Source organism: Mycobacterium sp. 852014-50255_SCH5639931, from assembly GCF_001665605.1.
Taxonomy (GTDB): domain Bacteria; phylum Actinomycetota; class Actinomycetes; order Mycobacteriales; family Mycobacteriaceae; genus Mycobacterium; species Mycobacterium paraffinicum.
The window spans coordinates 1-12,864 of sequence record NZ_LZSV01000015.1 but is presented as its reverse complement, the minus strand read 5'-3'; the positions used below and the strand labels follow the sequence as shown (position 1 = coordinate 12,864).

12 protein-coding genes and 1 riboswitch are annotated in these 12,864 nt (G+C 67.6%); of the genes, 7 read left to right on the top strand and 5 right to left on the bottom strand.

All coding sequences use genetic code 11. The features are described from left to right. Window positions 1–21 precede the first annotated feature (21 nt). Complete coding sequence (locus A5758_RS07520; protein WP_156622531.1) at window positions 22–297, top strand: hypothetical protein; 276 nt, start codon at window positions 22–24, stop codon at window positions 295–297. Window positions 298–304: 7 nt separating this feature from the next. Here A5758_RS07520 and A5758_RS07515 read toward each other — a convergent pair whose 3' ends face one another. From A5758_RS07515 to A5758_RS07505, 3 genes are all read right to left on the bottom strand, one after another. Continuing rightward, window positions 305–4,147 carry a SpoIIE family protein phosphatase gene (locus A5758_RS07515; protein ID WP_067738475.1) on the bottom strand — a complete coding sequence of 1,281 codons (3,843 nt, stop codon included), beginning with the start codon at window positions 4,145–4,147 and terminating at the stop codon, window positions 305–307. Continuing rightward, entirely contained in the window at window positions 4,144–4,506 is a 363-nt protein-coding gene (locus A5758_RS07510; RefSeq protein ID WP_067738472.1) for an STAS domain-containing protein, read from the bottom strand. The genes A5758_RS07515 and A5758_RS07510 overlap by 4 nt, the downstream gene beginning before the upstream one ends. Window positions 4,507–4,602: 96 nt before the next feature. Further along, window positions 4,603–5,253 carry a PAS and ANTAR domain-containing protein gene (locus A5758_RS07505; protein WP_067202165.1) on the bottom strand — a complete coding sequence of 217 codons (651 nt, stop codon included), beginning with the start codon at window positions 5,251–5,253 and terminating at the stop codon, window positions 4,603–4,605. A 165-nt stretch (window positions 5,254–5,418) separates the two neighbouring features. After that, window positions 5,419–5,529, top strand: a riboswitch (TPP riboswitch). Here A5758_RS07505 and thiC point away from each other — a divergent pair. The 5 genes from thiC to A5758_RS07480 all read left to right on the top strand — a co-directional run bounded on the left by thiC (window position 5,522) and on the right by A5758_RS07480 (window position 10,054). Continuing rightward, window positions 5,522–7,168 carry a phosphomethylpyrimidine synthase ThiC gene (gene thiC / locus A5758_RS07500; RefSeq protein ID WP_067202127.1) on the top strand — a complete coding sequence of 549 codons (1,647 nt, stop codon included), beginning with the start codon at window positions 5,522–5,524 and terminating at the stop codon, window positions 7,166–7,168. (Overlaps the previous riboswitch by 8 nt.) After that, complete coding sequence (thiD, locus tag A5758_RS07495) at window positions 7,165–7,992, top strand: bifunctional hydroxymethylpyrimidine kinase/phosphomethylpyrimidine kinase (protein WP_067738469.1); 828 nt, start codon at window positions 7,165–7,167, stop codon at window positions 7,990–7,992. Before thiC ends, thiD begins: the two co-directional genes overlap by 4 nt. 73 nt (window positions 7,993–8,065) lie before the next feature. Further along, window positions 8,066–8,698 carry an alpha/beta family hydrolase gene (locus A5758_RS07490; protein ID WP_067738466.1) on the top strand — a complete coding sequence of 211 codons (633 nt, stop codon included), beginning with the start codon at window positions 8,066–8,068 and terminating at the stop codon, window positions 8,696–8,698. A gap of 32 nt (window positions 8,699–8,730) precedes the next feature. Continuing rightward, complete coding sequence (locus tag A5758_RS07485) at window positions 8,731–9,165, top strand: MarR family winged helix-turn-helix transcriptional regulator (RefSeq protein ID WP_067738463.1); 435 nt, start codon at window positions 8,731–8,733, stop codon at window positions 9,163–9,165. Between the two features lie 19 nt (window positions 9,166–9,184). Then, the gene (locus tag A5758_RS07480; RefSeq protein ID WP_067738459.1) at window positions 9,185–10,054 is read left to right on the top strand and encodes an LLM class F420-dependent oxidoreductase; all 870 of its coding nucleotides are present in this window, start codon (window positions 9,185–9,187) and stop codon (window positions 10,052–10,054) included. A 16-nt stretch (window positions 10,055–10,070) separates the two neighbouring features. Here the strand turns inward: A5758_RS07480 and A5758_RS07475 are convergent, their stop codons facing one another. After that, a complete protein-coding gene (locus A5758_RS07475; RefSeq protein WP_156622530.1) occupies window positions 10,071–11,570 on the bottom strand; it encodes a peptidase in 1,500 nt (499 codons plus the stop codon). A 226-nt stretch (window positions 11,571–11,796) separates the two neighbouring features. After that, the gene (locus A5758_RS07470; RefSeq protein WP_067738451.1) at window positions 11,797–12,165 is read right to left on the bottom strand and encodes a hypothetical protein; all 369 of its coding nucleotides are present in this window, start codon (window positions 12,163–12,165) and stop codon (window positions 11,797–11,799) included. Between the two features lie 86 nt (window positions 12,166–12,251). Between A5758_RS07470 and A5758_RS07465 the strand changes: the two genes are divergently transcribed. After that, complete coding sequence (locus A5758_RS07465) at window positions 12,252–12,824, top strand: hypothetical protein (RefSeq protein WP_067738627.1); 573 nt, start codon at window positions 12,252–12,254, stop codon at window positions 12,822–12,824. Window positions 12,825–12,864: the final 40 nt, after the last annotated feature.

Here is a 12,864-nt window from a genome sequence, read left to right as displayed (position 1 = left end):
TTCGTTACCGAAAGGCAAATGATGGCGGAAAAGAAGTCACGTAGGGGGACATCGCAGCGCGATGCGGTGCAAAAGATCCGCGAAGGCGAAACGTTCCACGTCAACCTCCCGGTGCTCGGTCAGATGGAGATTCCCCGCCCCGAGCAGCTGGCCTACTTCGGGGGCCTGGCCGCCCTGGCGGCGCTCGAACTCATCGATTGGCCGGTGGCCGTGGTGATCGCCGCCGGACACCTCCTGGCCAGCAACCACCACAACAAGCTCCTCGAAGAGCTCGGCGAGGCGATGGAAGAGGCCTGATAGCGGGTCAAGCGGTCCCGACATGGTCGAACCGCAGCGTGACCCGGGTGCCCCCCGCGGTGCGAAGCGTGTCGACGTGATCGGCCAGCCCGCCGATCAGGGTCAGACCCCGGCCGCGCCGCCGGCTGCGCAGGCTGGCCGAGGAATCGCCCACCCACCGCCCGGTGTCGCTGACCGTGACCGCGACCGTCTGCCGGCGCAGGAAGGCCTCCACCGACACCGTTCGGCGCGGCTCGCCGTCGCTGCCGTGCTCGATCGCATTGGTCACGGCCTCGCCGGTCGCCAGCAGGATGTCCATTTCGCGCTTCGGGTCGACGTTGATGCCGGCCAGCCATTTGTGTAACCGCTCGCGCGCCACGGGAATCTGCCCCGGCGCGGCCGTCACCACGGTGGCGAAGCTGCGTGGGGAATCGTGGCTCGGCCGCAACGCGAGCACGACGACGTCGTCGCGGTAGCCGGCGGGTGGGGCCATCCGGGACAGCAGCTCGGCACAGACCGCCTCGACCGGAAGGTCGACGCATTCCGCGGCCGCGGCCTTCAGGCGGCTTAGCCCGTCGTCGAGCGGCTCGCCGGCGCGCTCGATAAGCCCGTCGGTGTAGAGCAGGATCAGGCTTCCCGGTGGCAGGTTCGCCGTCGCGGTGGCATCGGAGGGATAGCTCTCGGCATGGTGTTCCTTGATGGCCACCGGCAGACGCCGCCCGGACCTCAGGAACACCGCGCGATGGTCGGGAAAGACCAGCAGCGGATAGGGGTGGCCGGCGCAGCTGTACCGGACGGTGGCGCAACCGGTGTCCGGTTCGGTCTCGACGAGCGCATAGGCCACCGTCGCGCAGCGCGCGCCCGCGACGCTGGCCCCGTATCGGTCCAGCGCCCCCAGCACCGCGCCCGGTTCGCCCGCGGTGAGGGCCGAGGCGGCCACCGCGGCGCGCAGCCTGCTCATCACGATCGCGGCGGCCAACCCGTGTCCGACGACGTCGCCCACCGATATCCCGACCCGGCCGGCGCGATCCAGCGGGGTCACCGAATACCAGTCGCCGCCGACACGCATCGCCTCACCGGCGGGCTGGTAAACGGCGGCCACCACCGCGGCGGTCGAGCCCCGGTCCAGATCCAGCAGATGCTCCTGGAAGTCGACGGCGATGCGGTGTTCGCGCGCCATGACGCGAACCCGGTCCAACGCCGAGGACGTCAGCTCGGCCATGCGGCTGAACGCGTCGAGTTCGGCGGCGTCGAACTGACGCGGCGCGGACCACAGCAGGCCCAGCACGCCGATGACGCGGCCCGTGTGATCCCGCAACGGATGGGCGACGCAGGCCCGAACGCTGTCGGCGGTGTCCTGCACCGCGTGCTGGTAACGCGGAGGCAGGTCGAATGTGTCCGTGATGACCATCGGCTCGCCGGTGCGCACGACGTCGGCCCCGACCACCGGCGAGTCGAGCTCGGTCACGTGGTAGCGGTCGCGCAATTCGCCGGGTAGGTCGCCGGCGTATTCGAACCGGATGTGGCGTTCGCCGTCGAGGACGCCGATCGTGACGGCGGCGGCGTCGGCCGAGCCGAATGGCGACTCCAGCAAGGCATCCATGATGCCGGCGATCGAGTCGGTGGCCTGCAGAGCGGAGTCGAGGGGCACCAGATCGGAGGCCGCCGCCCGCCGCTGGCGGTCGCGCTCGCGGGCCACCGCGGACAGCCGCGACTTCACCCGGTCGATCAGCTCCTGGGATCGGAACGGCTTGGGCAGGTAGTCGTCGGCCCCACCGGCATAGCCCTCGTCGACCGCCTCCGCGCCGGCCCGGGCGGACAGCATGAGGACCGGCGTCGCCGCCAATTCGGGGTCCGCCCGGATGGCCGCCACCAGTCCGAAGCCGTCGACGCCCGGCATCATGACATCGGTGACGACCGCGTCCGGGCGCAGGCTTCGGGTCGCCGCCAGCGCCGACTCGCCGTCTGCGGCAAGGACCGTCTCCCAGTGGGGCGACAGCACCCGGTCGAGATGGTCCCGCATGTCGGCGTTGTCGTCGGCGATCAACACCAACTGTCGAGACCCCTCGGCCGCGGCCGCCGACGAGTCGCGTTCCGGAATCGGCGCCAGCCATTGGCGGGCCTCCGCCACGTACGGGTTGGTCTCGTCCAGCGGGCCGGCGGGTGACTGATCGGCCGCCGTGCCGGCAGATTGCGGCAGCCGGATGGTTACCGTTGTGCCGCAGTCCAATTCACTGTCGATCTGCACGGTTCCACTGTGCAGCTCGACAAGCCCGCGCACCAGCGAGAGCCCGATGCCGGTGCCCTCCACGCTGCGGCCGCGAAGGTTGTCGGCCCGGTAGAAGCGCTCGAACAGGCGGTCCAAGTCCTCGGCGGCGATCCCCACTCCGGTGTCGCGCATGGTGACGACGCAGTGCGCGGGTTCGGCCCGCACCTCGACCGAAATCGATCCCCGCAGAGTGTATTTGACCGCGTTCGACAGGAGGTTCAGGACGATCGTCTCCCACATGCCCGGGTCGACGTCGGCCAGCACCGGGGAGCAGTTCATCACGAGATCGAGCCCCGCCCGGTGGCACAGTTCGGTGAAAGACGATGCTATGTGGGCGGTCAGCGCGCCGACGTCGGTACACGCGAACTTCGCGTTCGCGCGGCCGGCCTCGATGCGGGAGAAGTCGAGCAGCGAGTCCACCAGGCGCTGCAGGCGCCGCGCGTTGCGGGCCGCCGTGCTCAGCCGGTCCGCCAATGGGCTTCCCGGCGCCGCCTCGGACAGCGCATCGTCGAGGGGCCCGAGCAGCAGCGTCAGGGGCGTGCGGAACTCGTGGCTGACGTTGGTCAGGAAAGCCGTTTTCACGCGGTCCAATTCGGCCAGCGCGTCGGCCCGGCGTCGCTGCTGTTCGTAGGAGACGGCGGAGGCGAACGCCGCGGACAGCTGGTCGGCCAGCAGTTGGCAGAACCCGCGGTACATCGAATCGAGGGGACGCCGCGGACTGACGCCGATCACCACCGCCCCCGCGTTCGAGGTTTCTCCCAGCGGCAACACCAGGGCCTGCCGGGGAGAGTTCTCGCCGAAACGCTCTGTGATGCCCGGGATTACGTCATCGAGCCGGTCGATGACGCGCGCGGCACGGGCACGTGGCGTCGTGTCCCAACCCCTGAGCTCGGACAGCGAGCGGGGCAGCAGCGGCAGGATCGACGGCGTGGCCCCCCGCAGTGTGCTGTCGCGCGTCGCCTCGTCGTCCGCCACGTAGACGGCAATGAACGGCAAGTCCAGCGGCTGCGCATCGCATACCGCGACGGTGCTGCTCACCGCGTCGTCGATGGCGTGCGCGTCCATCACGGCGGTCGCCACCGCGTTGAGCAGGTGGAGCCGACGCTCACTCAACACCCGGTCGGTCGTTTCGATCACCGGGCAGAAAACGGCGGTCACCGCACCGTCGCCGCCGATGATGGGGCTGTAGGTGAAGGTGAAATACCGCTCCTGGGACTGACCACCCGTGATGAGCGGCAGCATGAGGTCGTCGGACCAGGTCGCGATGCCGGTGTCCATCACGCTGGTGAGCATCGGGGAGATCTGCTCCCAGATCTCCCACCACACCTGCTCCGCGGGGCAACCCAGGGCCGCCGGGTGCTTGTCCCCCAGGATCTGCGCGTAGCCGTCGTTGTACATCAAGAACAGATTTTCCGGCCCTAACCAGAGCACGATGGGGAACCGCGAGGTCAGAGCGATCGCCACGGCCGCCCGCACCTCGGCCGACCAGTCCCGCGGCGACCCCAAAGGATGGGTGTCCCAGTCGAATTCGGCGAAGCGGCGGCCCATCTCACCGCCCAGTTCCACCGCAGCCGCCAAGTCGGCCGGCAGCGTCCGGTTCATTGCTGTCGCTTGTGCTGCAGAGCCTCGGGCAGCGTCGGGTAGATGTCGAAGATCCGATCCAGTTCGGTCACCTCGATCGGACGAAGCACTTGGTCGTTGCTCGCGACCAGGCGGACGGCCGTCCCGGCTTCCTTGCCTTCGTCGTGGCAGTCGAGCACGGCGTTCAACGCCGCGCTCCCGAAGAAGTCGACGGCTTGCAGGTCGACGACGACCAGCCGGGCCGGGTGAGTCTCGGCCAGTTTGAGCGCGGCGGTCAGGTGAGCGGTTACCTCATCGACGGTACTGGAGTCGACGGCGCCCGTAACCCGCACGACGACCGCACCTTCGAGAGACTCATGTTCCACCGCCAACAACTCCAGTGCCTTTCACAGTCGACCGAATGCGCGGGATGCGCCGTTCGGAGTGTCCAGGAACACTAACTGTTTGCGGGCTGCCGCGTTCGCGTATTCCTCTGGTTACCCGGCAGACTCGGCGGATATCCGTTCATGCACCGTCAGCAGCAGATGATCGAACTGACTCTGCAGAGTGGCGGTCGAGCCCTCGATGGTAGTCACCTCGGTCAGCAGTTGCCGGGCCAGTGCGCGCAGCTTCACGTTGGTCTCTTGCGACCGCCATTGCAGCACGCGGAAGGCCTGCTCGGCGCTGACCCGGTAGACGAACATCAGCACGCCTTTGGCCTGCTCGATCGCCGCGCGGTTTTCGAAGAGGTCCGGGAGGGCCTCGTCGAGCACCTCTTGCCGGGTCTCGTCGAAGGTGTTGGTGAGGTCTATGTAATAGCCCGCGGTTCCCACCACGGCGCCCGACTCGTCGTGCATGCGGTCGGCCACGACGATCGCGTCGTGCACTTTGCCGGAAGTGTCGAGGAACCGGTGCCGACTGGAGAAGGACTCCGCCGACTGCAGGGCGTAGTCGAGCACCTCCTGGACGTGCCGACGGTCGTCGGGGTGCTTGTGCGACAACAACAGCTTCGTCGTGGGCTCGACGGTGCCCGGTTCGTAGCCGTGCATCCTGGCCACCTCGTCGGACCACTCCCAGCGCTCACCGATGAACCAGAACCGGAAGGCGCCGACGTTGAGATAGCGGGCGACGGCCTCGACCGGGCTCAGCTGTGGGCCGCTGCGGGACGCATCGGGTGTCGGCCCGTCCGTTTCCCCTTGCTCGTGCACGTTTGCATCCTCGCACTCGGGGGATCACACCGGCTACCGCCCTGACCAAAAAGGCCCGCCCACGTGCCAGGAGGTCCGAGGTGGGGGTAACGTCGCGTGCGGACCATCCAAAAACGCGGGAGCGCACGTCGAATGCGCTGAGAGGACGGCTCGGGGCCGTCGACCGTACGAACCTGACCGGGTAATGCCGGCGTAGGGAGATGAAAAAATGACCGATGTCCTTTCCCAAGCCGTCGAGGCTTCCGTCACCACGGGACCCATCGCAGGCAGCAGCAAGGCCTACCGCGACGTCGAGGGGTTCCCCGGCGCACGCGTCCCGTTCCGGCGCGTGCACCTGTCCACCGGGGACCATTTCGATCTCTACGACACCTCCGGCCCCTACACCGACGCGGAAGCGGTCATCGACCTGACGGCCGGGCTGCCGGCTCGGCCGGGCGTCGTCCGCGACCGCGGCACCCAGCTGCAGCGGGCCCGGGCCGGCGAGATCACCGCGGAGATGGCATACATCGCCGCCCGCGAGGACGTGCCCGCCGAGCTGGTGCGCGACGAGGTCGCCCGCGGCCGCGCGGTGATCCCCGCCAACCACAACCACCCCGAGATCGAACCGATGATCATCGGCAAGGCCTTCGCGGTGAAGGTCAACGCCAACATCGGCAACTCCGCGGTCACGTCCTCGATCGCCGAGGAGGTCGACAAGATGGTGTGGGCCACCCGCTGGGGTGCGGACACCATCATGGACCTGTCCACTGGCAAGAACATCCACGAAACCCGCGAGTGGATCCTGCGCAACTCCCCCGTCCCGGTCGGCACCGTGCCCATCTACCAGGCGCTGGAAAAGGTGAAGGGCGACCCGACGGAACTGACGTGGGAGATCTACCGCGACACCGTGATCGAGCAGTGCGAGCAGGGCGTGGACTACATGACCGTGCACGCCGGCGTGCTGCTGCGGTACGTGCCGCTGACCGCCAAGCGGGTCACCGGCATCGTGTCCCGCGGCGGGTCCATCATGGCGGCCTGGTGCCTGGCTCATCACCGGGAGTCGTTCCTCTACACCAACTTCGAGGAGCTCTGCGACATCTTCGCCCGCTACGACGTCACCTTCTCGCTCGGTGACGGGCTGCGGCCGGGGTCGATCGCCGACGCCAACGACGCCGCGCAGTTCGCCGAGCTGCGGACCCTGGGCGAGTTGACGAAGATCGCCAAAGCCCGTGGCGCGCAGGTGATGATCGAGGGACCGGGACACGTCCCGATGCACAAGATCGTCGAGAACGTGCGGCTGGAAGAGGAGCTGTGCGAGGAGGCCCCGTTCTACACCCTGGGCCCGCTGGCCACCGACATCGCGCCGGCCTACGACCACATCACCTCGGCGATCGGCGCGGCGATCATCGCCCAGGCCGGCACCGCGATGCTGTGCTACGTGACGCCCAAGGAACACCTGGGGCTGCCGGACCGCAAGGACGTCAAGGACGGGGTGATCGCCTACAAGATCGCCGCCCACTCCGCGGACCTGGCGAAGGGGCATCCGCGCGCCCAAGAGCGCGACGACGCCCTTTCGACCGCGCGGTTCGAGTTCCGCTGGAACGACCAGTTCGCGTTGTCGTTGGATCCCGACACGGCAAGGGAATTCCACGACGAGACCCTGCCGGCCGAACCCGCCAAGACGGCGCACTTCTGCTCGATGTGCGGGCCCAAGTTCTGCTCCATGCGGATCACCGCCGACGTTCGGGCCTACGCCGCGGAGCACGGGCTCGACAGCGAGGAGGCGATCGAGGCCGTCATGAGCGAGGGCATGGCCGAGAAGTCGCGCGAGTTCGCCGAGCACGGCAAGCGGGTGTACCTGCCGATCACCCAGTGAGCTACCTCCCGCTGGCTCCGCCGGGCACCACGCCGCTGCGGGTGCTGTCCATCGCCGGATCCGACTCGGGGGGTGGCGCGGGAATTCAGGCCGACATGCGCACCATGGCGCTGCTGGGCGTGCATGCCTGCGTGGCGGTTTCCGCGGTCACCGTGCAGAACACGGTGGGCGTCAAGGGGTTTCACGAGGTTCCTCCCGACGTCGTCGCCGATCAGATCGAGGCGGTGGTCACCGACATCGGCGTCCAGGCCGCCAAGACCGGGATGCTGGCGTCGTCTTTGATCATCACCGCGGTGGCCGACACGTGGCAGCGGCTGGGGTTAACGGTGCCCCTCGTCGTCGATCCGGTGTGCGCATCCATGCACGGCGACGCACTGCTGGAGGCGTCCGCCCTGGATGCCCTTCGCTCACAAATATTTCCGTTAGCCACCCTGGTCACGCCGAACCTCGATGAGGTGCGACTGCTGGTGGGCGTCGATGTGGTGGACGCGGAGACACAGCGGGCGGCCGCCAAGGCGCTGCACGCGCTGGGACCGCGTTGGGCGCTGGTCAAGGGCGGACACCTGCGGTCATCCGACCGCAGCTGCGACCTGCTTTACGACGGCGCCTCCTGCTACGAATTCGATTCGGAACGGTTGCCGGGCGGCAACGACCACGGCGGCGGCGACACGCTGGCCACGGCCATCGCCTGTGCGCTGGCGCACGGCTTCACCGTGCCCGACGCGGTCGGGTTCGGGAAGCGATGGGTCACCGAATGCTTGCGCGCCTCCTATCCGCTGGGCCATGGCCACGGCCCCGTGTCCCCCTTCTTCCGGCTGTCATGATTGCCCGCCTTTCCCCCGCAACCCGGTCGTGCCCCCACCTCGGTCCGTTCCGGACCGCGTCATCAGCGGGCGCATGAACCTCGACCAGATCGCGGGCATCGCACACGAACCCGACGGGCCGGCCGCCGGGGTGGTGGTGCTGACCCATGGGGCCGGCGGCAACCGGGATTCCCAGCTCCTGCAGCAAGTTTGCGACGAATGGGCGCGGCGCGGCTGGCTCGCCGTCCGGTACAACCTGCCCTACCGTCGGCGCCGTCCCACCGGACCGCCGTCCGGCTCGGCCGCCGCCGACCGCGCTGGGATCGTCGAGGCGATCACGCTGTGCCGCGGCCTCGCCGACGGCCCATTGATCGCCGGCGGGCATTCCTATGGCGGTAGGCAGACGTCCATGGTGGTGGCCGCCCGCGAGGCATCGCCTATCGAAGTGGACATGTTGACGCTGTTCTCGTATCCGGTGCATCCCCCGGGAAAGCCGGAGCGGACCCGCACCGAACACCTGCCCGACATCAGGGTGCCGACCGTGTTCACGCACGGGACGTCGGATCCCTTCGGCACGCCCGACGAACTGCGCGCCGCCGCCGCGCTGGTCACCGGTACGACCGCTGTCGTCGAGATCGCCGGGGCGCGACACGATCTGCGCTCCAAGACGCTGAACGTGGCGGCGCTGGCCGTCGACGCGGCCCTGCAGTTGCTCGGACGCAATTAGACAGTTTGGACTTATCAGTTTAGACTGATTTTGTGGACGGAATCGCCGAGTCAGCGGCTGCGGCGGCCCGCGACCTGCGGGTGATGTTCAGTCGGCTGCGACGCCAGTTGAGGGACCTCGCCACCGACAGCGACTTGACCCCCTCACAGACCGCGGCGCTCAACCGGCTTTGGAAAGAGGGCGCCTCATCGGCGAGCGTCCTGGCTTCAGCCGAACGGGTACGTCCACAGTCCATGGCCACGATAGTGGCCGCCCTCGGGCAGCGGGGGCTCATCGAGCGCACGCCCGACCCTGAAGACGGCCGGCGGCAACTGATTTCGCTGACCGCGGCGGGCCGGCGGCGCGCCGAGAGTAACCGACAGGTACGGGAGGAGTGGCTGGCACGCGCCATCCACGAGCGGTATTCCGAACGCGAACGTCGCGTAATCCTCGACGCGCTAACGCTGCTCGAGCGCTTGACCGAATAATGAAAGGGCAAGGGCTGCAATGAAAGTAGGGCTGCACTTCATCGATTTTCTACCCGGCGACCCGGCGGCACTGGGTCCGACGCTGGCCGATGCGGCCAAGGCCGCCGAGCAGGGCGGGGCGACGCTGTTCACGCTCGCCGACCACTTCCTTCAGATGGAGGCCATGGGACCCGCCGAGGACCCGTTTCTCGAGGGCTACACGTCGCTGGGTTTCTTGGCCGGGCAGACGACCAAGATCGAGCTGAGCCTGCTGGTCACGGGGGTCACTTATCGCTATCCGGGCTTGCTGGCCAAGGCGGTCACCACACTGGACGTCTTGTCGCAGGGCCGCTCGATGCTGGGGCTCGGCGCCGCCTGGTACGACCGTGAGCACGCCGCCCTCGGCTTTCCCTATCCGCCGGTGAGTCAGCGCTTCGAGATGCTCGAAGAGACGCTGCAGATCTGCAGGCAGATGTGGAGCGAGGACAACGGCCCCTACCAGGGCAAGCATTACCAGTTGGCGGAGACAATCTGTGAGCCGCAACCGATCCGGCGCCCTCCCATTCTGATCGGCGGCGACGGCGAGAAGAAGACGCTGCGCCTGGTGGCGCAGTACGCCGACGTCTGGAACAGCACCGCCAGCGACCCCGACACGCTCGAGCACAAGATCGAGGTGCTGAACCGCCATTGTGACGCGGTCGGCCGAGACCCGAGCGAAATCCGCAAGACGGTGGGCTTTTTCGTCAATCCCTTCGACGACCTCGATGGCTACTTCAAGACCGCCGAGCTCTACGGCGAACTCGGCGTAGAGATGGTCAATGCCGGGCCGTTCCCCGGCAACCCCGATCCGGTCGGCTTCATCCGCCGGCTCGGTGACGAAGTGATACCCAAGCTCGCCCAGATCGGTTGACAGCGCAGGCTTTCGGTCATCCCGGATAGCGGGAGAAGCACGCGTCCATGTTGCCGGTCACGCCGCCGCGGAACGCCGCTATCCGGGTGAAACCGGCCGGCACGCTGGTGCCGTCCGCGTCACTGGCGACGAGGTGGTTGGTGAGCAACCCGGCCACCGCTTCGTCGAGATCGCCGGCCGTCAGCAGCAGCTGCTTCTGCGACGACAGTTCGATGGGTTCGGCCATCTTGCGATGCACCACGCCCGTCAGGCACGCCGTGCGTAGCGCGGTCCACGGGCTTTGCATGGCCAGCCCGCGTTCGTGCTGCACGGCCAGCGCGTACCGCGACATCACGGCCGACAGCGCGGTGTCGTCGCCCTGCGGCAGCGTTTGTTCGTTCTCGTCGGCGACCTTTCCCATCGCCGCCAGCTTCGGCAGATCGATCACAATCGTGTTGGTGGCCGGGCAGTAGGACGCCGGCGGGCTGGCCTTGGCGTCCGGGCAATCGGCGGCCTGGTAGGACAATGCCGGCGGATTCTTCGGGGAGAACACCTTTCCCAAGAGTTCCATCAGCGTCGACAGGGTGTCCTGGTCGATCTGGACCTCACCGGTTTCCGGGTTGCCGGTGCTGTTGTCGACGCGCAGGGCGTTGGGCAGGTCGCCGCGACGCTGGCTGATCTCCTTCTTGTCGATCGCCGCGCAGGCCGAGGCGCCGTCGATGAAACCCATTTGGAACGCGCTGATCCGGTCCAGGGCCGACCCGTGTTCGTCATCGTTCTCGGTGTCGCTGTCCATCACCGGGTCCCGGGTGGTGATGATCCCCGCCAGCACGTGGTCCAGGCCATCGGCGGTGCTCAGCGTGAACCGCGGCGATTTACCGTCGGCGACCCAGAACAGGTAGACGCCCGCGAAGCAGTCGGCCTGCTGCTCGCGCACGATCGTGGGATCTCGTCTGGTCACCAGCTTCGCCATGGTCTGCAAGGCGTGGCCGAATTCGTGGGCCAGCACGCCGTTGACGGACATGTCGCCGAAATACCGTTGCGCGACGGGCATAAACACCCCGCGATCCCAGGCGATCAAGTTGCAGCGCGACGTGAAGAAGGCGTTGACGAGTTTATAGGTGTCGTTGTGGCAAACGATGGGGCTGGACGGTTGGTTGGAGTTATACGACACCATCTTGCCAACCGGGACGAAGTCGCCTTTCAACGATTGGCTATAGACCGACTTCCAATACTCCTCGATGTCGTTGACCGATAGCAACGCCAGCATGTCGATCTCGCCGTTGTCGGTATTGACGACCGTGCCGGTGGGAGCGGGTGCGTTCGAGCGGATCCCGCTGGGGCCGTTGGTCGCGGGCAGGCCGCCCACCCGGAACGGGTCGTTGAGCATCGACAGCGCCCGCCCGTCGACGAAGGATGCGCACCCGGCCACAACGATTGCCGCCGCTGCGCAACTGAAGGCCGCCCGCAGCAAGGTGGCCGCCCTCCGCGGACGGCCACCGGCCAGCTGACGTCGATTGCGCGCAGGGCTATTCATACCAACCTCATCCCGACCGGCTAAAGGGCAGCACCAAAGGGTCTCATTCTAGAGCGGTTGGCTAACCCTGACAGTCCGAATGAAGCCGCGGTTCAACGCCAGCCCCGGCGACAGCAGCGCGGGGTTGCGGACGGCTTGCCCGTTGCGGAACGGCAGACGCCGGGCAAGTTTCATATTCGGATAGCGAACGCCAGGGCGCCTTCAAAGGGGCGCCCTGGCGCGTGCGCTAGGGGCGCGGCGTCGGCGTGGGCGTTTGCTGAGGTCCCATCGGACCACCCGGACCCATTCCGCCGGGCCCCATCATGCCCGGGCCCATCATTCCGCCGGGACTCATCATGCCGCCGGGGCTCATCATCGGGCAGGTGCCGCCACGCCCGCCGCCGTAGCCATGGTGCCAGCCGTAACGGTCACCCGCGGCGGCGCCCAAGAAGAGCCCCGTAAAGAAGATCACCGCGACGACGAAGACGACGCCGGCGACGATGACCACCCACGCGACCACTTGATTAAGCCGACTGTGCGCGCCGAATCGATGCCCGTCCCCGGGGAGGCCGGTCACGGTGGTCGGTCCGACGCTGGATTCAGGATTTTGCGTCATGCCCCAAAAGATGGCACGGATATACCCACGGGGGGTAGGGACCATTGGCCCTAGAATGGGCGTTACCTATGTGGTCGGCTTGCCGGATGGCTGGACTGACTCGGCGGGCGGCCCTTGCCGCGCTCGGCGCGGGCAGCATCCTGGGTTTGGCACATCTGCGTCCCCGCGTCTTTCGGCCTCCTTCGACGGCTATCCGCCTCACGGACGGGGGCGGTTTCATGGGCGCCGGCCATATGGACATGAGCCGCTACATGGAGATGTTCATGCGGCACGGCGAAATCGACCGCGTCGTCGAGGACATTCCCGGCGGTGTTCGCACCACCACCGAATCGACATCTCCAGACCTGACTGCTCAACTGCAAGAGCATGTTTCGAGCATGTACGCCCACCTCGATCAGGGAACCGAAATCCGTTGCATGAGCCAAAGCCTGCCGACCCTTTTCCGTCGTGCCGGCGGCTACCGGCGGCAGCTCACATTCACGCCGAAAGGCGTGATCGCCGAGGAGACCGCCGACGATCCGGCCCTCACCGATGTCATCCGTGCGCACGCGCGCGAGGTCACCGGTTTCGTGCGGGACGGGATGCCGGCCATGATGCAACAGATGATGGGTCCGGGCGGGATGGGCTGCGGACGAATGATGGGCCCTCGCAGGCCATGACGCCCAATGCCTTAGAAGGGTGGGGGTTCGTCGTGTGGGG

Coding starts and splice junctions, on each gene's coding strand:
- A5758_RS07470 (WP_067738451.1), bottom strand. CDS start 12,165: ATGACGCAAAATCCTGAATCCAGCGTCGGACCGACCACCGTGACCGGC.
- A5758_RS07490 (WP_067738466.1), top strand. CDS start 8,066: ATGAACCTCGACCAGATCGCGGGCATCGCACACGAACCCGACGGGCCG.
- A5758_RS07465 (WP_067738627.1), top strand. CDS start 12,252: ATGGCTGGACTGACTCGGCGGGCGGCCCTTGCCGCGCTCGGCGCGGGC.
- A5758_RS07520 (WP_156622531.1), top strand. CDS start 22: ATGGCGGAAAAGAAGTCACGTAGGGGGACATCGCAGCGCGATGCGGTG.
- A5758_RS07480 (WP_067738459.1), top strand. CDS start 9,185: ATGAAAGTAGGGCTGCACTTCATCGATTTTCTACCCGGCGACCCGGCG.
- A5758_RS07515 (WP_067738475.1), bottom strand. CDS start 4,147: ATGAACCGGACGCTGCCGGCCGACTTGGCGGCTGCGGTGGAACTGGGC.
- thiC (WP_067202127.1), top strand. CDS start 5,522: ATGACCGATGTCCTTTCCCAAGCCGTCGAGGCTTCCGTCACCACGGGA.
- A5758_RS07475 (WP_156622530.1), bottom strand. CDS start 11,570: ATGAATAGCCCTGCGCGCAATCGACGTCAGCTGGCCGGTGGCCGTCCG.